This window comes from Acinetobacter colistiniresistens, assembly GCF_000413935.1.
GTDB classification, from domain to species: Bacteria; Pseudomonadota; Gammaproteobacteria; order Pseudomonadales; family Moraxellaceae; genus Acinetobacter; species Acinetobacter colistiniresistens.
The window spans coordinates 103,942-129,525 of record NZ_KE340383.1 but is presented as its reverse complement, the minus strand read 5'-3'; the positions used below and the strand labels follow the sequence as shown (position 1 = coordinate 129,525).

The 25,584-nt window shown below is 43.2% G+C and carries 21 protein-coding genes; 11 read left to right on the top strand and 10 right to left on the bottom strand.

All coding sequences use genetic code 11. The features are described from left to right. The first annotated feature begins 28 nt into the window (after positions 1-28). Complete coding sequence (gene recD, locus F907_RS01880) at positions 29-1,732, top strand: exodeoxyribonuclease V subunit alpha (RefSeq protein WP_373279039.1); 1,704 nt, start codon at positions 29-31, stop codon at positions 1,730-1,732. A gap of 714 nt (positions 1,733-2,446) precedes the next feature. On the opposite strand, the gene F907_RS01885 is transcribed toward recD, so the two are convergent. Then, positions 2,447-3,745, bottom strand: a complete 1,299-nt coding sequence (locus F907_RS01885; protein WP_005278610.1) for a serine hydrolase domain-containing protein — start codon at positions 3,743-3,745, stop codon at positions 2,447-2,449. 240 nt (positions 3,746-3,985) lie between these two features. Here F907_RS01885 and rpsO point away from each other — a divergent pair, with 240 nt between their 5' ends. From rpsO to F907_RS01905, 4 genes are all read left to right on the top strand, one after another. Further along, positions 3,986-4,255 (top strand): 30S ribosomal protein S15, encoded by a 270-nt coding sequence (gene rpsO / locus F907_RS01890; protein WP_004656162.1) that lies wholly within the window; start codon positions 3,986-3,988, stop codon positions 4,253-4,255. 256 nt (positions 4,256-4,511) lie between these two features. Beyond that, positions 4,512-6,599: a polyribonucleotide nucleotidyltransferase gene (pnp, locus tag F907_RS01895; RefSeq protein ID WP_171067855.1), complete on the top strand. Its 2,088-nt coding sequence runs from the start codon at positions 4,512-4,514 to the stop codon at positions 6,597-6,599. Positions 6,600-6,858: 259 nt separating this feature from the next. Beyond that, the gene (locus F907_RS01900; protein ID WP_005278613.1) at positions 6,859-8,181 is read left to right on the top strand and encodes a dicarboxylate/amino acid:cation symporter; all 1,323 of its coding nucleotides are present in this window, start codon (positions 6,859-6,861) and stop codon (positions 8,179-8,181) included. 140 nt (positions 8,182-8,321) lie between these two features. Further along, entirely contained in the window at positions 8,322-9,545 is a 1,224-nt protein-coding gene (locus F907_RS01905; protein WP_016653202.1) for a magnesium transporter CorA family protein, read from the top strand. 27 nt (positions 9,546-9,572) lie between these two features. Here F907_RS01905 and F907_RS01910 read toward each other — a convergent pair whose 3' ends face one another. From F907_RS01910 to F907_RS01935, 6 genes are all read right to left on the bottom strand, one after another. Continuing rightward, positions 9,573-9,899: a chaperone modulator CbpM gene (locus F907_RS01910; protein WP_004802375.1), complete on the bottom strand. Its 327-nt coding sequence runs from the start codon at positions 9,897-9,899 to the stop codon at positions 9,573-9,575. 11 nt (positions 9,900-9,910) lie between these two features. Beyond that, positions 9,911-10,855, bottom strand: a complete 945-nt coding sequence (locus F907_RS01915) for a DnaJ C-terminal domain-containing protein (RefSeq protein ID WP_016653201.1) — start codon at positions 10,853-10,855, stop codon at positions 9,911-9,913. Between the two features lie 141 nt (positions 10,856-10,996). Then, positions 10,997-11,608, bottom strand: coding sequence for a LysE family translocator (locus tag F907_RS01920; protein ID WP_016653200.1), 612 nt, complete (start codon positions 11,606-11,608; stop codon positions 10,997-10,999). Positions 11,609-11,723: 115 nt separating this feature from the next. Continuing rightward, positions 11,724-12,599 carry an Hsp33 family molecular chaperone HslO gene (gene hslO, locus F907_RS01925; protein WP_005278631.1) on the bottom strand — a complete coding sequence of 292 codons (876 nt, stop codon included), beginning with the start codon at positions 12,597-12,599 and terminating at the stop codon, positions 11,724-11,726. A gap of 116 nt (positions 12,600-12,715) precedes the next feature. Then, positions 12,716-14,542 (bottom strand): cation:proton antiporter domain-containing protein, encoded by a 1,827-nt coding sequence (locus tag F907_RS01930; RefSeq protein ID WP_016653199.1) that lies wholly within the window; start codon positions 14,540-14,542, stop codon positions 12,716-12,718. Between the two features lie 120 nt (positions 14,543-14,662). Next, positions 14,663-16,888 (bottom strand): primosomal protein N', encoded by a 2,226-nt coding sequence (locus F907_RS01935; protein ID WP_373279038.1) that lies wholly within the window; start codon positions 16,886-16,888, stop codon positions 14,663-14,665. A 212-nt stretch (positions 16,889-17,100) separates the two neighbouring features. On the opposite strand from F907_RS01935, the gene gspF reads away from it, so the two are divergent. The 4 genes from gspF to F907_RS01955 all read left to right on the top strand — a co-directional run bounded on the left by gspF (position 17,101) and on the right by F907_RS01955 (position 20,030). Next, the gene (gspF, locus tag F907_RS01940) at positions 17,101-18,306 is read left to right on the top strand and encodes a type II secretion system inner membrane protein GspF (protein WP_016653197.1); all 1,206 of its coding nucleotides are present in this window, start codon (positions 17,101-17,103) and stop codon (positions 18,304-18,306) included. Continuing rightward, on the top strand, positions 18,306-18,848 hold the full coding sequence (gene gspG / locus F907_RS01945) for a type II secretion system major pseudopilin GspG (RefSeq protein ID WP_016653196.1): 543 nt from the start codon (positions 18,306-18,308) through the stop codon (positions 18,846-18,848). The genes gspF and gspG overlap by 1 nt, the downstream gene beginning before the upstream one ends. A gap of 261 nt (positions 18,849-19,109) precedes the next feature. Beyond that, positions 19,110-19,454, top strand: a complete 345-nt coding sequence (locus F907_RS01950; RefSeq protein ID WP_016653195.1) for a hypothetical protein — start codon at positions 19,110-19,112, stop codon at positions 19,452-19,454. A 237-nt stretch (positions 19,455-19,691) separates the two neighbouring features. Continuing rightward, positions 19,692-20,030: a tRNA-binding protein gene (locus F907_RS01955; protein ID WP_016653194.1), complete on the top strand. Its 339-nt coding sequence runs from the start codon at positions 19,692-19,694 to the stop codon at positions 20,028-20,030. A gap of 1 nt (position 20,031) precedes the next feature. On the opposite strand, the gene lnt is transcribed toward F907_RS01955, so the two are convergent. Together lnt and F907_RS01965 are read right to left on the bottom strand one after the other, a co-directional pair. Continuing rightward, the gene (gene lnt, locus F907_RS01960) at positions 20,032-21,591 is read right to left on the bottom strand and encodes an apolipoprotein N-acyltransferase (protein WP_016653193.1); all 1,560 of its coding nucleotides are present in this window, start codon (positions 21,589-21,591) and stop codon (positions 20,032-20,034) included. After that, positions 21,588-22,427, bottom strand: coding sequence for an HlyC/CorC family transporter (locus tag F907_RS01965; protein WP_005278657.1), 840 nt, complete (start codon positions 22,425-22,427; stop codon positions 21,588-21,590). The genes lnt and F907_RS01965 overlap by 4 nt, the downstream gene beginning before the upstream one ends. A 175-nt stretch (positions 22,428-22,602) precedes the next feature. Here F907_RS01965 and tusA point away from each other — a divergent pair, with 175 nt between their 5' ends. After that, a complete protein-coding gene (tusA, locus tag F907_RS01970; RefSeq protein WP_016653192.1) occupies positions 22,603-22,860 on the top strand; it encodes a sulfurtransferase TusA in 258 nt (85 codons plus the stop codon). Positions 22,861-23,045: 185 nt separating this feature from the next. Here the strand turns inward: tusA and F907_RS01975 are convergent, their stop codons facing one another. Beyond that, the gene (locus F907_RS01975; protein WP_016653191.1) at positions 23,046-24,758 is read right to left on the bottom strand and encodes an electron transfer flavoprotein-ubiquinone oxidoreductase; all 1,713 of its coding nucleotides are present in this window, start codon (positions 24,756-24,758) and stop codon (positions 23,046-23,048) included. A 186-nt stretch (positions 24,759-24,944) separates the two neighbouring features. Between F907_RS01975 and F907_RS01980 the strand changes: the two genes are divergently transcribed. Next, entirely contained in the window at positions 24,945-25,568 is a 624-nt protein-coding gene (locus tag F907_RS01980; RefSeq protein ID WP_016653190.1) for a DUF1285 domain-containing protein, read from the top strand. The last annotated feature ends 16 nt before the right edge of the window (positions 25,569-25,584 follow it).

Below are 25,584 nucleotides of genomic sequence, written 5' to 3'. Positions count from 1 at the left end.
AGAACCAGAACAAATAACCTGGTTGAATATGTGGAGCAACTACCTCACACAAGCCCCATTTTCTCAGTCTGCTCAAACAGTTAGCGCTGCACAAATATTACAGCAACTGATTGAAGCCAGTTTGCAAGGGGATAGTTGTATTGCGCTTGATCCGACACAGCTGGAAGCCTTGGGTGATTTAGCCGTTTCTAGCGAAATCGCAACGACGCAAGTCGCCCCATGTGTCTATGATCAGCAGGGCTTGGCATTATACCGATATTGGCATCTAGAGCAACGCCTCGCACAGCAGATTTGTCGATTAAAGCGACAAACGATTCAACAGATCAATACCTCAGATTTTCAGGATTTACTCAGTGATGCGCATCAGCAAGCTGCTCTTAAAATGGTATTACAGCAATGGTTCAGCCTGATTACTGGGGGGCCGGGGACAGGGAAAACCTATACCTTGGCCCGTATTATTGCGGCGTTGAACCAGATTATTCCAGATATTCGTATAGCCATGGCTGCACCCACAGGGAAAGCGGCACAACGAATGCAAGAAGCATTACAAAACTCATTTAATGATCCAAAGCTATTGCAATCGGGCCTGATCACGGACGAGTTGCGTCATCAAAATACTCAGACCTTGCATCGACTGTTGGGGATGGGCAATCGGCAGATTCCACGCTTTAATCAAAAGCAACCTTTACCTTATGATGTCATCGTCGTTGATGAAGCTTCAATGTTGGATCTCAGTCTGGCGACGGCATTATTTGAAGCGATTCCTGAAGGGTGCCGGATCATTTTGTTGGGGGATGCCAATCAATTGGCTTCAGTTGATGTGGGGTCGGTTTTAGCTGATTTACAACAAGTCCCCGCTTTGACCGAGAACAGAGTACAGTTGCAGACCAGCCGTCGTTTTGCAGGTGATGCCAAAATCGGTCAATTGGCACGCTTTATTCAGGCACAACAGGATGCAACTGAACCTGATTCAGTGCTTTCGAAACTAGAGCATGAGATTGTCAACGCCGCACCCTTAGGCGCAATTCACTTAAATCCAGAGATGCCAGATCTGATTCAGCTGGAATATTTAGCCGAGTCGCAGCAGATCGAGATGGAATCCTATCAGCAAAAACTGATGTATGGTTTCCAAGGATATGTGGCTGCCTTAAAACATTATCTACAGGCCGATGAGCCTGAAGATCAGATTCAACCAGTTATACATGCTTTCGATGATTATCGAATCTTGACGGCAGTGCGACATGGTCAATTGGGTCTGGAACAACTTAATCGTTTTGCTGAGCAGTGGCTAAATCAGCAGTTGAAGCAAATCGCAGTCGGGGATTGGTATGTTGGCCGCCCCGTGATGATGAGCTATAACGACTATCAATTGGGGATTTCCAATGGGGATATTGGGATCTGTTTTAAACATCGCACTCAGCCACAGCAATTCGAAGTGTTTTTCCCGAGCTTGAACAAGTGGATCGCCGCTCACCGGCTACCACGAAGCATGCAAACTGCTTTTGTATTAACCATTCATAAATCACAAGGCTCTGAATTTACCCATACTGCAATCGTATTGGATGCGCATGCAGAAAAATTATTAAGTCAGGAGTTAATCTACACCGCAGTAACCCGAGCCAAGAAAGTTGTGAGTATTTTGGCGGATCGGAGGGCATTACAACAGGCACTGACCATTCGGACAGTGCGCCGTAGCGGTTTAGTGCAAAAGATCAATTTGAACAGATTGTGAACTTAAGCTTCAGAATTCACTATTTTGTAAGTAAAAGCTTACAAGGATTCGAGATATTGTCGCTAGAGCAGACACAATGTTTTTGAGATTATGTACACACAAAGAGCCTAGCATGGAAAGCTAGGTAAATCGCAAAAATATAACAATAACGTCGTATGACAGCGAACTTACAGTGAAGTAAGTGATAAGAGAGGAAACTTACAGCCGCTAAGCCTTGTAGTTTTGGGAGAGACTACAGGGCTTTTTTATTTCTGCATCAAAATTCACTATAGAAATCAGTGTAATCCATACATTTAATCTGCCATTCTTGCTCATACTTGAAAATTCACATGTTTAAAAATATGCATGACTTGGCTGATCTCAAGCTGTCAAATAAAAGGAAGAAATATAAATCGGCTTGTCTGACAATTTTTTGTTATTATTAAGTTAAATGTTATACAGACTTGTACGTTTTTTCTTACACAGAGATAAGAGAAATGCTATTTTTCTCCACAATTGATTCTGACAGAATAGTCGGTATAGAGAAAGCGAACATGAAGTAAAAAGAATAAAGAAAAGAATAAAGAAAAGGATGGGTAATTTACATTCAGAGGGCTTGAATGATGAAGTAAAAAAGAGAATAAAAAATAAAAATGACAAAACGATAACGATAAAACCTAAGCGCAAAAGCCCAAGTTTACTTGGGCTTTTTTTGTGCCTGTGCAATGGCAGAAATTAGACTAAATCTGCCTCTGTACGGTCTGTTGCAAACAAAGAGCGGCGCTGACTTTTGGCAATTTTGGGACAGTTGGCTGAAATTTGATACAGCGTTTTGGCTAAAGCCGGGAGATGGGTGCCAACAACGGATTTTCCAGTAGTCAATAAAGATACACTGATATCACGTTCTGGATCAGCCCAACAGAGAATATTGGAAAAGCCGATATGGCCAAAGGCTTGCCCAGTCATTGGACCAAATAAACCAATCGGATTGCTGCCCAGCATTGGGCCTAATGCATAACGCATTGGTGCCAACAAGGTTCGATCCAGACTCACACCAGAGGTCGGTAGGGTAGATCGGAAAACGGTTTGGGCGCTCATAATCTGCTGGTCTTGATAGGCACCGCCACTGAGTAGCATTTCAAAGAAACGCCCAACCTGTTCGGCACTGGTATAAATATTTCCAGCAGGGCAAATGGTGTCCATAAAGCGGCTATCATTAGTAACATCGACTGCGAGCTGTAGGCCGCCCCCGAGCACATGATTGAGATAATGGTCTGTGCCTAGGCTTGGATGAATCCCCGTAGCGTAGTTCAACGCGACATCGGCACGATACTCAGGTTTTAAACCATAGTTGAAATAGTCTAATCCCATTGGCTTCTCAATATGCTCAGCCAAAAATTCACGCACACTTTGGCCTGTCACCCGTTGCACAATCTCACCCAGAATATAGCCTGCGGTCACAGCATGGTAGGCAAGGTGAGTCCCCGAAGGCGAAACCGGTTTGGCTGCACAGAGCAGTTTTAATATCTCTGCTTGATTAAATAAAAGCTCAGGCGTGACTTGTGTGTCGATACGCGGAATACCGCCACGATGGGAGAGCAAATGGAAAATGGTGGCCCGACGTTTACCATTGACCCCATATTCAGGAATGTAATAGCTAATCGGATCAAGCAGGTTCAAATCACCTCGTTCATCCAGCATATGGATCAACATTGCCGTGACCATCTTCGAGGCCGAAAACAGACAGACGGGTGTATCGGGCGTACCAATCTTGGCATCCGTTGCTAAGCCCTCAGCAGAATTGCCTTGTGCATACCCAATGCTACGATTGAGAAGAATCTGCCCCTGACGACGTAAACATAAGGTAATGAGTGGGTAGTTTCCTGTTTTATATAGGCTTTCAACACTGTTCCATATTTTTTGAATCTGCCTCTCAGTCATTCCCCCGAATTCAGCCGAGACTTCATCTTTGCTGCGAATCACTTGACTCAGGTCATGCGGTACATAACAGGTATTGGTTGATAAAATTTTCACGATTCCCTCGCAATATTTTCGTTTTCTTTCTTCTCTGTCATAAATTGAAAACAGAATCAGGCTAGTGTGCCTATTTTGTGCAACGCTGTCAGCTGCCGAATTGCCAGCGGATAGAAAACAATTTTGCAATATAGCGATAGATCACTTAAAATAAGCGCCTTGCTGTAGTGATGCACGGCAGTCGGTTGGTTTCCAACTGATCAATATCATTTATTTTTGTAAGCATCTCGGAGAAATCGAATGGCTTTAACTAACACTGATCGCGCAGAGATCATCGCTAAATTTGCTCGTGCTGAAAACGACACTGGTTCACCTGAAGTACAAGTTGCTTTATTGACTGCACAAATCAATGATTTGCAAGGTCACTTTAAAGAACACAAACACGACCATCACAGCCGTCGTGGTTTGATCCGTATGGTTAACCAACGTCGTAAATTACTTGACTACTTAAACGGTAAAGATCACGGTCGTTATGTTGCTTTGATCGGCGCATTAGGTTTACGTCGTTAATTCGATTTTACTTTGTTTTCGCTATTTCGCATGTTGCTATGCTTTATTGCTGAAAAGAGAGTTTCATCTAATTTATCTTAGATGACTTTAGAAGGGGCGCTTGTTCGCTCCTTCTTTGTGTTTAAATTTATTTAAAAATTTTGATCTAGTGCGATGGCTTCTAAGCTTTGTCATTTATCTACACAGTAGTGGTAGTCTGAATGCCAAACCTTAGGGGTCTCACTAGAATAAAACTAGGAAAATATAATACATGTCAATGTTTAATATCGTTCGTAAAGAATTCCAATTTGGTCAACACCAAGTTGTTTTAGAAACGGGTCGTGTTGCACGCCAAGCAAATACAGTTTTAGTTACCATGGGTGGCGTGACTGTTCTCGTTGCTGTTGTGGCTCAGCCTAAAGCAAAAGCGGGTCAGGATTTCTTCCCGTTAACTGTAAACTATCAAGAAAAACAATATGCTGCTGGTCGTATCCCGGGTGGTTACGGTAAGCGTGAAGGTCGTGCCTCTGAAGCTGAAACGTTGATTTCACGCTTGATTGACCGTCCAATTCGTCCATTGTTCCCAGAAGGCTATTTCAACGAAATCCAAGTAACCGCAACGGTTGTTTCTTCTGACAAAACCATGGATGCCGATATTGCTGCAATGTTGGGTACATCTGCTGCATTGTCAATTGCAGGTACACCATTCCGTGGTCCAATCGGCGGTGCGCGTGTTGGTTTGATCAACGGTGAATACGTTCTTAACCCGAACTTTGAACAACTTGCACAATCTGACCTTGACCTTGTGGTTGCAGGTACTGAATCAGCTGTATTGATGGTTGAATCTGAAGCGAAAGAGCTTTCAGAAGACCAAATGCTCGGTGCTGTGCTTTTCGGTCATGACGAAATGCAAATTGCAATTCAAGCGATCAAAGAATTTGCTGCGGCTGCGGGCGCGGTTGAATCGACTTGGGTTGCACCAAGCAAAAACGAAGCATTGCTTGAGCAATTAAAAACGGCTTTCGAAGCGAAAATCTCTGAAGCATATACCATTGCGGTGAAACAAGACCGTTATGCAGCACTTGATGCTTTGTATGCAGAAGCAGTAGCGCAGTTCGTTCCTGAAAATGACGAAACTGGTATTGCGGATGAAGTGAACGAATTATTTGAAGACCTGAAATACCGTACTGTACGTGACAACATTTTGTCAGGTAAGCCGCGTATTGATGGCCGTGATACCAAAACTGTTCGTGGTATCGACGTACAAGTGGGTGTATTAGACCGTGCACACGGTTCTGCGCTATTCACCCGTGGTGAAACTCAGGCCTTAGTAACAACGACTTTGGGTAATACCCGTGATGCGTTGATGGTGGATACGCTTTCTGGTACCAAAACTGACAACTTCATGTTGCACTATAACTTCCCTGCATACTCTGTTGGTGAAACAGGCCGTGAATCTGGCCCTAAACGTCGTGAAATTGGTCACGGTCGTTTGGCACGTCGTGGTGTTCAAGCTGTTCTTCCAGCTGCTGACCGCTTCCCGTACGTGATTCGTATCGTATCTGATATTACTGAATCTAACGGTTCATCTTCTATGGCGTCTGTATGTGGTGCTTCACTATCACTGATGGATGCAGGTGTGCCATTGAAAGCACCAGTTGCGGGTATCGCAATGGGCTTGGTAAAAGAAGGCGAGCGTTTCGCAGTGCTTTCTGACATCTTGGGTGATGAAGATCATCTTGGTGATATGGACTTTAAAGTCGCGGGTTCTGCCAACGGTATTACTGCACTTCAAATGGACATCAAGATCGAAGGAATTACTGAAGAGATTATGGAAGTTGCATTAAACCAAGCATTTGCTGGTCGTATGCACATCCTGAATGAAATGAACAAAGTCATTTCACGTGCGCGTTCAGAAATTAATGCACATGCACCAACATTTGAAGTGATCAACATCAACCCTGATAAGATCCGTGACGTGATTGGTAAGGGTGGTGCAACTATCCGTGCGATTACTGAAGAAACCAAAGCTGCGATTGATATCGAAGACAATGGTACAGTACGTGTGTTTGGTGAAACTAAAGCTGCTGCGAAAGCTGCGATTGCAAAAATCCAGGCACTCACTGCAGAAGTTGAACCAGGTACCATCTATGTGGGTAAAGTGATTCGTATCGTTGAATTTGGTGCGTTCGTGAATATCTTGCCGGGTACTGACGGTTTACTTCACATTTCGCAAATCTCAAATGAGCGTATTGCCAATGTGACTGACGTATTGAAAGAAGGTCAGGACGTTAAAGTACAAGTTGCAGATGTCGATAACCGTGGTCGTATCAAGTTGACAATGAAAGATATCGAGCAAGCTTAAGGCTAGCAAGCTTTTAGCTTAAAAAAAGCGCATTGTGTAAACAATGCGCTTTTTTATTAAGTAAATGATTGTTAAGAACATAAAAAATAAAAACTATAAACATAAAATTTCCTGATATTAGACATTAGTCTAAGCTGTCAAATGTCTGTCCCGCAATTAACGTAAAATTCCCCAAATTTCCGTGCCTGCCTGTGTTTATGTGGTTTTAGATAGACAGTCGGAAGTCTATTTTTTCTCCCAATATGAAGGAATATTGCACATGCTTGTCGATCATGTCGCCACAGGTCAAGATGACCAACAACCTCCAAAGAAACCAAAGTTTTATCAAATTCTTTATGTCCAAGTGATCTTCGCCATTGTTGCGGGGATCCTGTTGGGTCATTTCTTTCCTGAATTCGGTGAAAGCTTAAAACCGCTTGGTGAAGCTTTCATTAAAATGGTGAAAATGATCATTGCCCCTGTGATTTTCCTGACGGTTGTGACCGGGATTGCGGGGATGAAAAATATTGGCAGCGTTGGACGAGTCACCGGGAAGGCAATGATCTACTTCCTGACTTTCTCGACCTTGGCTTTGATTGTCGGTCTGATTGTCGGGAATGTGATTGAGCCTGGGCATGGATTAAATATTGATCCAAGTACTTTGCATAGCACCAAAGTAGATGAATATGCAGCCAAAGCACATGAGTCAACCATTACGGGCTTCTTGATGAATATCATTCCAGATACGTTGGTTAGTCCATTTGTATCAGGTCAGATTCTTCAAGTGCTTTTTGTGGCTGTATTATTTGGTTTGGCTTTGGCAAAATCAGGTGATTTAGGCCGCCCAATCACAGATTTTCTTCAACAATTGACCAACCCTGTATTTACCTTGGTTGGAATGCTGATGAAGTTTGCGCCAATTGGTGCATTTGGTGCGATGGCATTTACCATTGGGGCATATGGTATTAGCTCGATTGGGAATCTGATGCTGCTGATTGCGACGTTCTATATCACGGCTTTACTGTTTGTTATTGTGATTCTGGGTGCAGTTGCGCGTTATAACGGCTTCTCGATTATTGACCTGATTCGTTATATTAAGGACGAACTCTGGTTGGTTCTTGGGACAAGTTCATCAGAAGCAGCATTACCGTCATTGATGGCGAAAATGGAAAAGGCTGGCTGTGAAAAGTCGGTGGTGGGGCTGGTGATTCCAACAGGTTATTCATTTAACCTCGATGGGACGAATATTTATATGACCTTGGCCGCTTTGTTTATTGCTCAGGCCTGTAATATTGAATTGACATTGACACAACAGATTACGATTTTATTGGTTGCGATGCTGAGTTCTAAGGGCGCAGCGGGGATTACTGGCGCGGGCTTTATTACCTTGGCTGCAACCCTTTCGGTTGTTCCTGCGATTCCAGTCGCAGGTATGGCTTTGATCCTTGGTATCGACCGTTTCATGTCAGAATGCCGTGCATTAACCAATTTGGTGGGGAATGCTTGTGCCACAATCGTGGTGGCAAAATGGGATAATGCCTTGGATAAAGAGCAACTTGATCAAGCCCTTAAATATGGTGTGGTTGAGAAGAAAGAAGTGTAATCTTGCTGAGATTAGCAAAAGCCTCCATGCCTTGCATGTGAGGCTTTTTTATTGGATGTCGTTTCAGTCCTGTAATAGCCGTAGCTTTTTATCTGGCTTCGTGGCAGCATTTCTCTTGCCATTCTAATTTCTATTGTCCTATGCAACTTTATTATTTTTATCGTCATAACAGTGAAAATACGATTTTTATCAGTGCGGAACAACAAACAGAACATACGCTTGAATTTTTATGGGTGGATAGTCTTAGGCAAGATCTGGTGAATCATACTGAGGCTTGGCAGAAGAATATTTATGAGCATACAGGACTGGTACTGAATGAATTTCATTTGCGGGATTTACTGAATATCGAGCATCCTTGTGCATTTGATACGGTGGAGGAATATGACCTGCTGGTGTTCCGCAAACTGATTAGCCCAGATGACCAGATTTTGGCAAATGAGAATGCTTCAGAAAGCCATGAAAGTGTTTTTGGATTGGCCACGACACCGATGAGTTTTATTTTGACACCCAATGTGCTGGTGAGTGTCCGTGAGCAGGGCAATAAAGCGGTGGAAAGTTATATTCAACGTATCCAGACCATCATGGGTCGTCCGATCATGGAACAGAATAAACCGCGTAAATTAGCGGGCACATCTGCTGATTTATGTCTGCGCCTACTGAATAGCATGATTGATGGTTATCTGAATTTGCGTACACCGTTAACACGTCGTGTTGAATATTGGCAGCAGCAGTTATTACAGGGCAATCGTCGTTTTAAACAATGGCATCAATTGTTCCATGAAGATATGGCCTTTCAACAAATCGAAAACTTATGCGAAGAACAGGTTGAGACCTTGCAGGAGTTTAGAGATGAGCTGGTCGATAATTATCATCATGTGGTGGGTGAGCATAAGCACAAGGCACAAGATATTCTGTTGGTGCGTTTGAATGACCTGATGAGCCATGTTGAGCGGGTACAGAAGCATACCTTGCGGTTAAGGAGCGCGATTCAGTCTGCAATCGATTTACACTTTTCTGCGATTGCCAACCAAACCAATGAAAACATGCGTATCTTGGCCATTATCACGGCCATATTTGCGCCTTTAACGTTGCTGACGGGGGTCTATGGAATGAACTTTGAGTTTATTCCCGGATTAAAATCCCCTGTGGGCTTCTGGATTATGCTGGGTGTGATGCTGATGAGTACCGTGTTATTACTGTACTATTTTTATCAGCAGCATTTGGTTGGACGTGGTGAGCGCAGTGTGATTGATTTGCTGGCTCAACAGCATCGGCAGCGTAATTTTAATTTGTTGTGGTTCCTTGACTATGAACCGATTAAGCAAACGCTGAAAGAAGTCGAGAAAATGACCAAGCTGAAATAGTTCGAACTTGGTCATTTGTATCATAGCTTAATGAAAATGTTTAAGCTGTTTACGCAGTTGTTGCACTTCATCAATTAAATCCAGCATCACCGCTACGGCAGACAGACTGGCATCAAAATCACGTTGCAGGCGATAGGCTCGTCTGGCGCGACTGACATCTTCACCGATAAACTGATAGCTTTGTGGTTCAACAGAGATCTGCAAAATATCATAATCAATCAGTTTTAACACCCAATCGGTACTTTGACCACATGCTTCAGCGAAGTGCTCAAGATCGAGTGCCAATTGTTCATCAATGATTTCAACTTGGCTGTGACCGTCATATTGAATTTCTTTGTATTGAATGGTTGTCATGATCTTACTCCTTATGAGGCACGAGGTTTGAATGCAGCAAAGGCATCGGCAAATTGTTGATAAGCCTGCTGCTCTTGCTCACTGTGCGCTGGCGGTAAAACAATATTAATAATCAGGTATAACTGCCCGGCAGTTTTATTTGGAATCCCTTTATCTTTTAAGCGTAGTTGTTGTCCATTTTTGGCATTTTTCGGTAAGTTGACCTTGAGCTGTCCAGCGGGGGTACTCAGCTCAATGCTTTGGCCCAAGCCTGCTTCCCAAGGGCTGACATCAATGGTTTGATAAACATCAGCGCCTTCAACGCGAATGCGGTCGGTATCTTTATATTGAATCTCGATATACAGATCGCCATTTTCACCGCCGTTGATACCACTTTGACCTTGGCCATTGAGGCGGATTTGCTGGCCTTCTTTCATGCCTTTTGGAATTTTAACTTCTAAAGTTTTACGTTGGACTTCAGGCTCACCATACACATTATAGGTTGGAATTTGCAGTGTAATCTGTTGAGTTGAACCGTGATAGGCAATGTCTATGTCGACCTGAATACTGGCATGCTGATCTTCACCACGATAGCTGCGCTGCTGGCGTTGAGAGCGCTGTTGTCCGCCACCAAAGCCTGATCCAAAGCGACCAAATAAGTCCTCAAAGCCACTAAAATCAGCTCCTTCACTTGAACTTTGTCGATAGAACTGAGAACCATCAAAGCCACTTTGATTGCCTTGTCCAAAATTAGAAAACCCTTGTGGATGATCCAGCATTTGATCGTATTCGGTTTTTTTGCTGCTATCACTCAAAGTGTCATAAGCAACATTGATCGCCTGCATTTTGGCTTCAGCATCTGCTTCTTTACTAATGTCAGGATGATATTTACGTGCCAATTTTCGGTAGGCTTTTTTGATTTCATCTGCTGAGGCATCTCTGGAAACACCTAGCTCTTCATAATAATTTTTTGCCATGATCTTAAATATAATAATGAGATGTTTGTTTCATTATGAAACGAATCCAAGAGATTTCAATGGATTCGATTGTATAAGACTTGTTCTGCTTGGCTGAACGTAGCTGCTGGGTTGTAACTTGGAGGTTATTTTATGGCGGTGTTAAATAAAAGTTTCAACCAGCCCATAGACTGCAATCAAGACCAGTAGGACACCACATAGCCCCAAAATCTTGGGATAAATACTGCTTTGTGACAAGCGACGGAAAAACAGATAAACCAAAGATAGAGTAAGGAAATCCAGGATAATCCAAGTCACAGTCAGAAGACTTAAACTGAAATTGATATTTGGTGAAATGGAAATAAATTGCGGGAAAAAAGCCGAAAAGAAAATAATATCTTTGGGGTTGGAAATCCCCACCAGAAAGCCTTTTTTAAAACCGCCATTTTGTGCGGACACCGTTTGAATCGCTGCGGGATGTGGTGCCTGAAGCACTTCTTTGATGATGCTATAACCGAGGTAGGCAATATAAAGGCACCCCAATACCCGGATACCTTTTAGATAGTTTTCATCAATCGTCAGAAAGCCTTTGAGAATTAACACTGAAATAAAAATCAGGATTAAGGAGGCGAAATTGGTGCCAAAAATGGTTTGCAATGTTTTTTTATAGCCACCTTTGAGACCTGCGCTGGCGACGAGAATCATCACAGGGCCGGGAGTAGCAATCAGCACAACAACACTAATAATAAACAGCAGGTATTCGAAGTAGTTCATAAGGTAAGAGGACGGTCTATGTTATTGGGAGATTTGAATCTTGTTTTATCCCGTAGACCTTAATACAAAATAAAAAAAGACGGAAGCCCGTCTTTTTTTATTTCTCGCTATTTAATTAACTTAAATGTTCACCGAATAAACCTAAAGCTTCTTCGGCGGTGAATTCATAGCGTGTATTACAGAACTGACAATCCATCTGGATTGGGTTTTGTACTTCTAAAGTTTCATGTACTGCAGCAACACCGATCTGGATCAAGGCATGCGCACAGCGTTCTTTAGAACACGTACAGCCAAACTTTAACTGCTCGATTTCAGGTAAGCGCACTTCTTCTTCGTTATATAAACGATACAGAATTTCATTGGCTGAAAGATCAGTCAGTTCTTCAGGTTTAAGCGTTTCAGTGAGCATGGTCAGACGCGGCCATAAGTCCTCATCCACCAGCTTTTGTTCTTCTTCATCATTACGAGGAAGTAACTGAATCAATAAACCACCTGAACGTTTGTTGTTGGTTGCTAAAACAATATGTGTTGGGATCTGTGCAGACAAATCATAATACTGCGTCAAACAACCTGCTAAAGTTGGTTGATCAAGCGGTACGATGCCTTGATAGCGTTCACCGTGCTCAGGTTCAATATTAATGAACAATACGGGACTTGTTAAAGCCGCCAATACGGTACGACTATCTGCACCCTCAACAAAACGAGGGTCTTCCTCATAATCTGCCAAGGCACGCACTTCACCTAAATGGTTACACTCTGCCATTGCCCATTTAAATGTACCGCTGGCTTGAATCTGTAAGCTAATACGGCCACGAATCTTGAGTGTACTTGCCAACAGGGCAGTTGCACTGAGCATTTCACCCAACAGGCTTTGTACCGCAGGCATATATTCTCGTTGCGCCAAAATGGTTTGTAGTGCTTCTTCCAGATGCACCACTTCACCGCGAACAGGACAGTCTTCGATAAAAAAGCGTTGGCGTAAATCAGACATATTTTTCTCCAGTCCCCGCGAGGGGAAAACAAAGCAATAAATTGCTTTGAAAAGCACTTTGAGCTTTATAAAAAGGTGCATGTATGCAGTCAATAATGGTGTCAGTTTGTGAAAACTCAAGCTTGTTCATTGGGGGAATTTGCATCACTTTGTGTGTTTTGCTCATTGCTCACACGATCTGTCAGCAAAGTTGGAGTATTGGCAAATAAATACTCCAGTTCTGCAATGGCGCTTGGGTAACTTTCAGCCAGCGTTTGTTGGTCATATATCCAATGTTGCTGTGTGAGGAGTCGTTCATCTTGCTGTTTGAATTGCGCAATCTGGGTTTGTGCTTCGTCATGAGCAAGACCTGTTTCAATCAAGGCCTGCTGTGCCATATTTAACGAAGAGGCATAGGTTTCACGCCAGATTTGTGAGATGCCCAAGCCATGCAGTAAATGGGCATGATGCCGATCACGGGCCCGAAGCAAAATGGTTAAATCTGGATAATTCAAGCTCAGGTGTCGCGCCAGATTCATACTGTCTTCAACATCATCAATCGCAACAATCAGTAACTTGCAATATTCGATTCCCGCAGCACGCAGGTTTTCAACTTGAGTCACATCGGCATCAATAAAACGATGCCCGTATTGTTCAATAAAATCAGCATCAGGTTGGTTGCTATCGATCACACTAAAGTGTTTGCCCTGCGCATGTAAAGCGCGCGCGATGACTTGTCCAAAACGGCCAAATCCAATGATAAGAATTGGATGTTGTGGAACATCGGCTGCAGCATCAGATACAGCGACTTTATTCTGTTGCAGCATTGGCAAAATTTTTCGATCAAACAAGGTATACAGCAACGGAGTGAGCAGCATCGAACCCAAGATAATTAGAAAGGTTGATTCTAATAACGCTGTGCTGAGTAATTTTTCATTTTCTGCCAACTTGAGCAGAATAAAACTGAATTCACCACTTTGTGCCAACGTGATGGCTAACAGGATGCTAGGCTTGGCAAGACCTTGTTGGTAATAGCGGATTGCGCCAATGATCACTGCCTTAATCAAAACCAGACCAAAAATTGAGGCCAAGATCAGCAGTGGGGTTTGGCTTAAGGGATTCAAGGATAGGCCTAAGCCAATCGCCAGAAAAAACAATCCGATGGCAGCATCTTTAAAGGGTTCGAGAATGCGTTCAACTTCACTTTTAAATTCAGTTTCGGCAAGTAATAGCCCTGCTAAAAATGCAGCAATCAATAGATGAATGTTGAGAATATCCATGATCAAGATCACTGTAAGCAGGATCAATAAGCTGAGTACAGGAATGAGATGGATACTGTTTTTACGGGCTAAGAAACGGAATGAAGGTCGAACGACATAACGACTGGCGAGGAATAACCCTGAAATGGTGGCAATGATTGCCGCAAAGTAGGCAATACCATGTTGTGTCGAAGAGGTATCCTCCAATAGCGGAAACAGGACAATCAGCAGTATAGTAAGCAAAGCTTGAAACTGTAAGGTGGCTAAAGTTGCTTGACCTAGGTTGCTATTGAGTTGTTGTTTTTGCTGTAAAAGTTGTTGCGGGAGGAACACCGCAGAGAGGGCTAAAGCTCCTCCCAGAATCAGACTGAGCAGCACCTCATTGAACAGGACGAAACAGATACTGGTGATCAGTAGGCTAATGATGACAAATTGTATACCACTGTTTTTTAGCACAGCCCGACGTTCTGCCCATAGTTGTAGGGGGCGAAAAGCAAAACCGATAAAGAACATGACAGCCAGCATGCCGAAATGCAGAAGTTGGCTGATCAGTTGAGGGTCATCAATCAGGCCAGAAACACTGGAACCAAGCAAAAGCCCTGCAACGAGATAACCCAAAACAGTGGTTGAGGCATAGCGTTTTGCTAAGGGCGCAAAAATTAAAGTCGCGGCCAGTAAAAAAATAATCGGGAGCAGTAAAGACATTGAATGCCTCAATTTTTCTATTCTGTCTAGACTAACTCAAATGAGCCGTGGTTAAAAATATGATCTGAATAGATGATATTTAGAAACCTATGCTTATTTGAGTTAGCTCAAACCTGATTTTTAGCTAAACTCTTGGGGATCAACATCAATTGAGAGTCTCAGTTGGTGCTGACGAGGTAAATGTACCACTTGTTGCCACCATTGCCGTAAATAAAAGTGCAGCTTTGCTCGATCAGCAGACAAAATCACCATATGCGCGCGATAACGTCCCGCTTTACGTTCCATCGGGGCAGGGATTGGTCCCCAGATATCAACCAAATCGCCAGCCATTTCCCTTAACTGTTGGGCTATATCAGCCAAGAACTGTTGGCTATAGTCACGATCTTTAGATTCGACCCGAACCAGAACGGCATAACGATAAGGGGGAAGCATGGCGATTTTACGATCCGTCAGCATTTGTTTGGCCACAGTACGGTAGTCATGCTCGATTAAGGTGGTCAACATCGGGTGATCAGGACGTAGACTTTGTAAATAGACACTGCCTTTATGTTCGCCACGTCCAGCGCGCCCTGCCACCTGCACAATCAGCTGTGCAGTCCGTTCAGGTGCACGCGGGTCGACACTGAGCAGACCTGCATCTATATCCAGAATCGCAACAAGCGTCACATGTGGGAAATGGTGACCTTTGGCCAGCATTTGCGTGCCCAACAAAATGCTGGGCTTATTTTGCTGAATGCGATCATAAATCTTCTGCCAGCTGCCGACTCGACTGGTACTGTCACGATCAACCCGAATCACGTCATTGTGAGGAAATAATTCTTGTAAATGCTCTTCAAGTTTTGCTGTTCCTGCACCAATGGTTTTTAGACTTTGTTTCTGGCATGCAGGGCAATGGTCGGGGAGACGATTGATGGTACCGCAATGATGACAATGCAAATAATGGTAGGGCTGCGAATGTAAGGTGAAATGCGCATCACAATGCGGGCAATTGGCTTGCCAGCCACAGCTTTCACACATCAGGATGGGTGCATAACCACGTCGATTTAAAAAGATCAGCACCTGTTCTTTACGTTCTAGAGTGTGCTTGATCTGTTCAATTAAAGTCTGGCTCAGACCATGCTGCTTTTTGGCAATTTTTAAGTCGACGACATATATCTTGGGCAGTACTGCAACGCCAGCACGCTGATTCAATTCGAGTACCTGTAACTTGCCTGACTCCACCAAATGATAACTATCGATACTGGGGGTGGCAGAACCAAGGATCACGGGACAGTTTTGCAAATGTCCACGATATAAGGCCACATCACGGGTATGGTAACGGAAACCTTCTTGCTGCTTATAAGATAGATCGTGCTCTTCATCTAAAATAATCAGACCCAAATTTGGCAATGGGGTATAAATCGCAGAACGTGTGCCAATGATAATAGAGGCTTTGCCCGTTTGCGCATGTTGCCAAGCCTGTAAGCGTTTCGAATCATTTAAGCCTGAGTGCAATAAGGCCACATCACAATGAAAACGTGATTTAAAACGAGCGACCGTTTGCGGGGTGAGGCCAATTTCAGGTACCAGAACCAGAACCTGTTTACCTTGTTTGAGTACCTCGTACATGACTTGCAGATAAACTTCGGTTTTACCGCTACCCGTCAAGCCATCAAGTAAGAAGGCCTGATAATGATGCTGTGCTTTGAGGATCTGTTGAATCGCTTTCTTCTGATCTTCGTTCGCAGTCAGAGGCACTTGTGCCAGTTGCACAGGTGTCGGCGTGAAATCATGCGGTTCCAGACAACATTCAACCAGCCCCTTTTTTTCTAAGGCTTTTAGGGTCGCGCTTTCGACACCACTGAGATTGAGTACATTTTCAGTGGTGCCATGTGGATGTAATTTCAAAACCTGATAAGCATCATATTGTTTTTGAGAACGCTTTAATAAGGCATTGGGGTCATCATGGGGAATAATCTTCCATAAATGAAACAGAATATCTAAGGCACGCCCTTGTCTCAATAAGGTCGGTAAGGCACTTTGCATCACCTCCCCAATTGGAAATTGATAATATTGGGCTGACCATGTCAACAAAGTTAAAACTTGCTGGTCTAAAATGGCTTCTTCATCGAGAAGTTCGGTAATGGCTTTAAGTTTGAACTGCCCTGTAAACGCTTCGTTTGGATCAACCTTTTCGGTAATAATTCCCACGAGGTTTTGCCGTCCAAAAGAAATGGCAACGCGTGCTCCCACCTGTGCTTGAGCATATTGCTCAGCACTGACCGTATAGTCAAAGGTGTCATACAGGTAGACAGGTATGGCAACTCGGATACGGTAAAGGATTGCGTTAGAATTCTGGATCGGCATAGAGGCTTCATTCATTAAAGTGTTGGTTGATATTTGTAGCCTTTGAGTTGTATGGTCGCTTCAAACAACTTAAATAAGGCATGACTGCATCTCATAGAATTATGCTAAAGTGCTGTGCAATATGTCGATGAATTTCTTGTGGAACAAGGTTCCTCATCCCATACACGGATGCAACTTAACGACTACTATTTTGGGACAATTAGAACAGAACCATGCCTGCTTATCAATTTACAGCTATTGATGCTTCTGGAAAGCAACATAAAGGTGTGCTGGAAGGGGATTCCGCACGCCAAATTCGCCAACAGTTACGCGACAAAGCATGGACACCGATTGCGGTCGATGCGGTTGAGCAAAAAGACAAACAACAACAGCGTTCATGGTTTAAAAAAAGCTTTAGTGCCTATGATCTGGCCTTGATGACTCGTCAACTTTCCGTATTGGTGGCGGCAGGGATTCCACTCGAGGAAGCACTGCGTGCAGTCAGTAAACAAAGTGAAAAATCACATGTTCAAAACCTGTTGATTGCCGTGCGCTCCAAGGTTTTGGAAGGGCATTCACTGGCAAAAAGTATGCAGCAATCAGGTCGCTTTCCTGAGTTGTATATTGCAACAGTCGCTGCAGGGGAGCGCTCAGGTCATCTGGATCTGATTCTGGATCAGTTATCTGACTACACTGAAAACAGGTTTGCCATGCAGAAGAAAGTTCAAGGCGCGATGATCTATCCGATTGTCCTGATGCTGATGTCTTTCGGAATTGTGATGGGTTTGATGACTTATGTGGTACCAGAAATCGTCAAAACCTTTGAGCAAAGCAAAGAAGCATTGCCCTGGATTACGGTTGCGTTGATGAAAGCCAGTGCCTTTATTCGGCATACCTGGATTGGCATGCTCATTCTTGCCGTTGTTGCCGTCATTTTATTTACCCGTTTCCTCCGAACGACTGCAGGGCATTATGCATTTGACCGATTAACGCTCAGATTGCCATTATTTGGTAAACTTTCGCGTGGTATAAATGCGGCACGTTTTGCCAGTACTTTATCGATTCTGACCCGTTCTGGTGTGCCTCTGGTTGAAGCCCTGCGTATTGGGGCGGAAGTCAGTAATAACTGGGTGATTCGTGATGCCATTGAAGTGGCAATGGAGCGTGTAACAGAAGGTGGTAATTTGGCAACACAATTGGAGCGTTGCGGTTATTTCCCCCCAATGATGGTACAAATGATTCGAAGCGGTGAAGCATCAGGTGAGCTGGATCGTATGCTCGATCGCGCATCCACCATGCAGGACCGTGAAGTGACCACCTTTATTTCAACTTTGCTGGCTTTACTTGAACCCTTGATGCTGATTTTTATGGCAGCAATTGTATTGGTGATTGTGATTGCGGTAATGTTGCCAATTATTAATATGAACAATATGATTTGATGAGTGACATGAAAGAGATGAATATGAATAATTCAATGGATAAACAAAATGTTGGACATAGCTTGAATACTTGCACTCAAAGCCTAGCTTCTTCTCTTACGGCACGTTCGAGCGTTGCTCGAATGAATCGTGCCTCAGGATTTACCCTTATTGAGGTGATGGTTGTTATTGTAATTTTAGGTGTTTTAGCTGCACTGATTGTTCCGAATGTGATGGGCCGTGGTGAAAAAGCCAAAGTCGATACCACCAGTATCACCTTAAAAGGTGTTGCGGGTGCTTTGGATCAGTATAAGCTAGACAATGGTCGTTACCCATCAATGCAGGATGGTGGGTTGGATGCATTGGTACATCAGCCTGCTTCTGCGAAAAATTGGTTACCGGGTGGTTATGTTAAAGGGGGTTATCCAAAGGACAGTTGGGACAACGATTTACAGTATGTCATTCCGGGTCGTGAGGGTCGCGCATTTGATTTATATTCGTTTGGTGCAGATGGTAAAGAAGGCGGTGAAGGTAACGATGCCGATATTTACTATCAACCATAATGTTTAAATGAAAATATCATTTCACTTTTGATTTAAATAACTCGAGAGTGAAATGATAATATTTCTTAATTATAAATATTAAATCAACTTATTGTAAAATAAAGATTAAATAAAATATTAAAGATTTGAGAGTTATAATAAGAATTATTCCCATATTTAATGGTTACAAGAAAAATAAATTATGCAGAAAAATAGACTTTTTCTTCTGGTCAAAGCTTTGCATAATAAATTCAGACCATTGGAATCAGTTGTGGAGATCAGATGAAAGCATTTTTTGTGTTAGATGAGCTGAATCAGTTTCATTGGGCAATGCTTAAATCTGTATTGCTCATCTTAAGCCTATTGCCTTTTAGTGAAGCTGCTTTAAGCATGTGGCAAGCGTCGGAAGGCAGCAGTCAAATCATGATTGGCTTTTTTGCTTTGAGTTTGTTGAGTGCATGGTTTGTATTGTGTTTTTTAAGCGCTTTGAAAACCAGTGTCTGGATGAATCATAAGCTGATTTCTAACTATGAACAGCTTTTATTTAAAGCCTACCGATATATTCCGATGCTGTTTTTATCGAGCCTCGTGGCCTATATATCAGTGCAATTGTCGATAAATTTCTAAGCCGAAGATATTCAAAAAACGTAGACCCAAGCGCTACGTTTTTTTATGACTTTTATTTGACTCGCTTGAATCGATTGTAATGAACTCGGCACACTTTTGAATCAGAAATGAGCTTGCTCATCCGCATGATTGTTTATATGAATCACCATCTCACTGGAAATAAAAACTCAGCCTGTTTATTAAAGATAGTAGATCACCTATGCTGCAAACGGAGCTTAACCAAAAGAGAATAAATAGATGCAACAGATTGAGTGGAATGATTTTAGCAAGGTTGAATTACGGGTTGGACGGATTATTCAAGCAGAGGTCTTTAAACAAGCCCGAAAACCCGCTTATATTCTGCAAGTAGATTTTGGTGAGGACTTAGGGGTTCGAAAATCCAGTGCGCAGATTACCAAGCTGTATCAGCCTGATGATTTAATTGGAAAGCTGGTGGTCGCCGTCGTAAATTTTCCGAAAAAACAAATTGGGCCGATTCAGTCAGAATGTTTGGTCACAGGTTTTCATAATGCTGAAGGGAATGTTGCACTTTGTGTCCCAGAGTTTGATGTTCCTCTGGGCACAAAGTTGTTGTAATTTATCGACGTGATTTAAAGGAAATATCGACTTTACGTGGACGATAGATCCAGCCAACGATCAATAACAACAGGGAGAAAAGCAAGATTGGGTAATCGCTTAAACGGTTATACAGCGTTTGCCCTTGCATGGCAGGTAACTCGCCACGGAGTACCGCTTCTTGATCGATGGGGGCGTGTTTCACGATATGCCCATTCTGATCAATAAATGCCGTTACACCTGTATTGGTGGCGCGAATAAACCAACGTCCATTTTCTTTGGCACGCATTTGTACCATTTGCAGATGTTGCCAAGGGCCTGCGGTTCCCGTGAACCATGCATCATTGGAAACAGTAATTAAGAAGTCACTATTTGATGCATTGCGACGGGTCAGGTTGGGATACGCCACTTCATAACAAATCGCAGCTGCTAGTGCATGGCCTTTTACTGTTAAAGGTTTTTGATTGGCTTCACCACGTGAAAACCCGCTCATACTGACGTCATTTTGCAGAGCTGGCAGTACCCATTTCAGCGCACCTGACAATGGAATATACTCACCAAAGGGCACTAAACGTTGTTTTTTATACAACCCATAGGAGTCACTCCCTGAGGCCATAATACTGTTGTAATACAGCGGTTCACCGACTTGTTGTGATTTGGCCATATCCCAATAAGGAATACCTGTTACCCAAGCGGTGTCCGTTTTTTTTGCTTGTGCCGCCATGGCATCCAAGAACTCAGGAATATCACTCTGGAACATCGGAATCGATGATTCTGGCCAGACGATCAGATCACGACCCCATTCAGCACGGGTGAGAGTCGCGTAGATTTCTAAGGTTTTAATCTGGTATTCGGTCAACCATTTCAGATCTTGCGGAATATTGCCTTGAATCAAAGACACACTCAGCGGCTTCGCTGCTTTAGGTTGTACAAATTGAATAAATCCAACCCCCCAAGCGCCTGCAACGAGCAGTGCCGAAGGAATAGCCCAAAACCAGCGGCGATTGAGGATTTCGACCAAAGCACAGGCCAATACGATCACGACGAATGAAACGGCATAGACACCAAAGAGTGGTGCATAACCATCGAGTAAACGTTCGGTGAAAGCATAACCTGCAAACAACCACGGGAAACCAGTGAAGACCCAGGTTTTCGCCCATTCAAATAATACCCAGAGTGGGGCAAAGGTCAGTGGTGTTTCAGGGAAGAAACGACGATACAACCACGTTTGAAACGCAGTAAATAAGCCCATTGCGGCGGCCATAATGACAATCATCAACACACTTAAAAAGGCATTGGTGTCACCATAGGTATGGATCGAGGTATAGAGCCAAAATGCGCCGACAAACCATAGACCAAAACCATAAGCCCAACCTAGTGCAAAAGCCTGTCGCGGGCTGCGTTGACGCAATACCGCGTACAGTAATGCAGGCGATAAAATCGCAAGCCACCAAAAATAATAAGGGGCTAGAGCTAAACTAAAGATTGCACCCGAAATGAGTGCAATCAATAGTGGAAAAATAAAAGGAAGCTGCTTTTGTATCTGAGATGAATTTAACAGCTTCTCAAAATAGGTTCTCATTGACGGACAGCTCGAATCAGATGAATGGTGCGTGCATCTGCTTCAATAATGGTAAATTGCCAATCTCCAAGCTCAATAGTTTGACCTTGTAAATCGCTCACTAAACCAATCTCTTGCAGCAGTAAGCCGCCCATAGTTTCAACTTCATCGTCAGAAAAATCTGCATCTAAAATAGTGTTGAAGTGTTCGATTGGTGTAAGTGCCTGCACAATCCAAGTATTGGCTGTGGTTGGATCATTGTCTGGCACGATATAGAGCGCCTCTTCATCGGCAATATCATGCTCGTCTTCAATTTCACCTACAATCTCTTCGAGAATATCTTCCAAAGTGACCAAACCCGCGGTTGAACCATATTCATCAATCACAATCGCAATATGGGTTTGGGTGTTTTTTAACATGCGCAGTACTTGATCTGAACGTGCACTTTCAGGCACGAATACAGGCTGACGCATCAGTGAACGAATATCAACTTTGACATTGCGTTCAGTTAAAAACGGTAAAAGATCTTTTGCCAGTAAGATACCCACGACATTATCGCTTTGATCTGCTGAAAACACAGGGAAGCGTGAATGTGCAGAATCAATCAGTACATGCAGAATATCAAGTAATTGATCGTCTTCCTGCAAGCTGATGATTGCTGTACGAGGTGTCATGACCTCTCGAATCTTGGTTGCTGGCAGATCGAGAACACCCTCAAGCATAGCAACAGTATCTGGCTCTAAAAAGCGACGTGAGTCTTGAACTAACTTGAGTAATTCATCGCGGGTTTCTGGTGCGGTACCTAACCATTTTCTTAAGCCACGCATACCCCACGACGGACTGGATTCCTCGACCATGATCTTTCCTAAAGACTCTCTATATCAATTAGATGATTTTCATCATACCGAAGATAAAGCGGATATGCACCAATAATACTATGTAAAAAACGTACAGTTTCCCAAAATAGAGCAGATGATTTTTATATGAGCGGTTTATGCTAAAATGTGAAAATTCGAATATTTGAGTTTTATGATGTCTGAACAACCCAAACTTCCTACTGTTCAAATCAATACGCGAGGTTTACGTTGCCCTGAGCCGGTGATGATGTTGCATCAAGCCATTCGCAAAGCCAAGTCAGGTGATGTTGTTGAGGTGCTTGCCACAGATCCGTCTACCTCATGGGATATTCCAAAGTTTTGTATGCATCTTGGGCATGAGTTGGTGTTGAAAGAAGAAAGTCTGGATGAAAACAGCAATACTGAATATCGTTATTTAGTGCAGAAAGGCTAAGATTGAGTTACGACCAAATAAACAAGAAAGCATAAAAAATCCGAGTCTAAACTCGGATTTTTTATTTTCAATTACATGTTCGGGTAGTTCGGACCACCGCCACCTGAGGCAGGAAGAACAAAGCAGCGCTTTGTCCTGCCGCAAGTGTAAAAGCTATGCTTTTGCAGGGAAGGTGGCTACCTATATTACATGTTTGGATAGTTCGGACCACCACCACCTTCAGGCGTTACCCAAGTAATGTTTTGTGATGGGTCTTTGATATCACAAGTCTTACAGTGGACACAGTTGGCTGCATTGATCTGGAAGCGTTTAGAACCATCATCATTTTCCATGATTTCATAAACACCTGCAGGGCAGTAGCGTTGAGCTGGCTCATCCCATTTTGGTAAGTTAACATTTACTGGAATTAACGGATCAGTCAGCTTCAAGTGCGCTGGCTGGTTTTCTTCATGTACGGTATTTGATACAAATACAGAAGATAAACGGTCAAAGGTCAACTTGCCATCTGGTTTTGGATAGTTCGGTTTAAACGTTGATGCATCCACTGTTTTCAGCACGGCAAAGTCTTGTTTAAGATCGTGCAACGTGAATGGCACTTTAAAGATGTTTTGATCGATAAAGTTAAATGCACCACCTACCCATTGACCAAACTTGTGCATCGCTGGACCAAAGTTACGTGAACGATATAACTCTTCTTTTAACCAAGAATTGTTATATTTATCAGTATAAGCGGTAAGCTCTTTGTCAAAGTGGTCTTCGCCTTCAAGCACACGTGCAATCGCAAGATCACCACCTTTGGCAACACCCGCAGCAATCGCTTCAAATACTGCTTCGCCACATAACATACCTGACTTCATGGCCGTGTGTGAGCCTTTGATTTTTGCGAAGTTCAAGAAACCAGCATCATCACCAATCAAGCAACCGCCTGGGAAAGTAAGCTTAGGTAAAGCGTTAAAACCACCTTTGACTACTGCACGTGCACCATAAGAAATACGTTTGCCGCCTTCAAGGAATTGCTTGATGGTTGGATGTGTTTTCCAGCGTTGCATTTCCATGAATGGATACATGTGCGGATTCTCATACGATAAATCCACGATCATACCCAAAGTCACTTGGTTGTTTTCTGCGTGATATAACCACCAACCGCCAGAAGAACCTGTTTCAGACAAAGGCCAACCAGCACCGTGCATTACCAAGCCCGGCTTATGTTTTGCTGGATCGATTTCCCAAAGTTCTTTAATCCCGATACCATAATGTTGTGGATCAGCATCCTTATCAAGATTATATTTTGCAATCAGACGTTTACCGAGGTTGCCACGGCAGCCTTCAGCAAATAAAGTGTATTTGGCGTGTAGTTCATAACCAGGCGTGAAGTTATGCGTTGGCTCACCATTTTTGCCAATGCCCATATCACCTGTTTGGATGCCTTTTACCGTACCGTCTTCATGATAAAGCACTTCTGCAGCAGCAAAGCCCGGGAAGATTGAAACTTCAAGTTCTTCCGCTTTTTGACCCAACCAACGTACTACGTTACCTAAAGAAACGACATAGTTTCCTTCGTTGTGCATGGATTTCGGTACCATCCAATACGGCATTTTTTGTGAATTGGTTTCAGATGTGAGGAAATACGTTTCGTCACCTGTTACAGGTACATTCAGTGGTGCACCTTCTTCTTTCCAGTTTGGAAACAATTCATTCATGGCACGTGGTTCAAGTACAGCACCAGAAAGGATATGCGCACCTACTTCAGAGCCTTTTTCAACAACACATACAGAAAGATCAGGCAGGTTGTTTTCAATCGCTAATTGACGAATTTTAATCGCAGCAGATAAACCCGAAGGACCTGCGCCTACGATCACTACGTCAAACTCCATCGCTTCACGTTCGATGTGTTCCATGTAGGACTCCTCATATTTTTAGGGGTGGCAACCGTAATATTGCGATTCGGTGCTGCCATGAGTGTTCTGAATTGCCAAACACAAATGATAGTATGTGCTTGCAAACGTTTGGGCTAGTATAGTTTTAAACCTTGATCTCGCCAATTGGCTGAGCGGTCATATTTTCTCGTCAGCAAGGCATAAACTATGATAAATGAAAATGATTCTCCACAAAACCCTTTAGAAAATCAGGGAAAAATCATGTTTTCTGATGATAAAAACTTAATGGGCATTGCACAATACATAAAAGATGTACAGCAAAGTCACAAAAGGTCAATTCCCCCTTTAGAGCAATGGCATCCAAAGCATTGCGGCAAAATGGATTTACGCGTAAAAGCCAATGGCGAATGGTGGCACGAAGGTCAATTGGTCAAACGCCAAGCGCTTCTGGACCTGTTCACCAAGGTACTCTGGAAAGAGGATGACAAATTCTACCTCAAAACCCCGGTTGAACAGATTGAAATTGAGGTTGAAGATGAGCCTTTATTGATCAATCAGGCCGATCAGGTCGAGATTGAAGGCAAGACCTATTTGCAACTGACCACCAGCAATCAGGATGTGGTGATTGTCGATGAAGCGCATCCGATTTTTATGCGCGAATATCAGGGCGAATTACGACCTTATGTGCACGTTCGATTTGGGATCAATGCCTTGATTCAACGTCAGAGTTTTTATCATCTCGTCAACTACGGCAGTTTGTCTGAAAATGCGCAAGGTGAGGCGGTTTTAACATTAAAAAGTGGTGATTTAGTCTTGCATTTGAGCACCTGAGGTTTAAGCTTAAAAG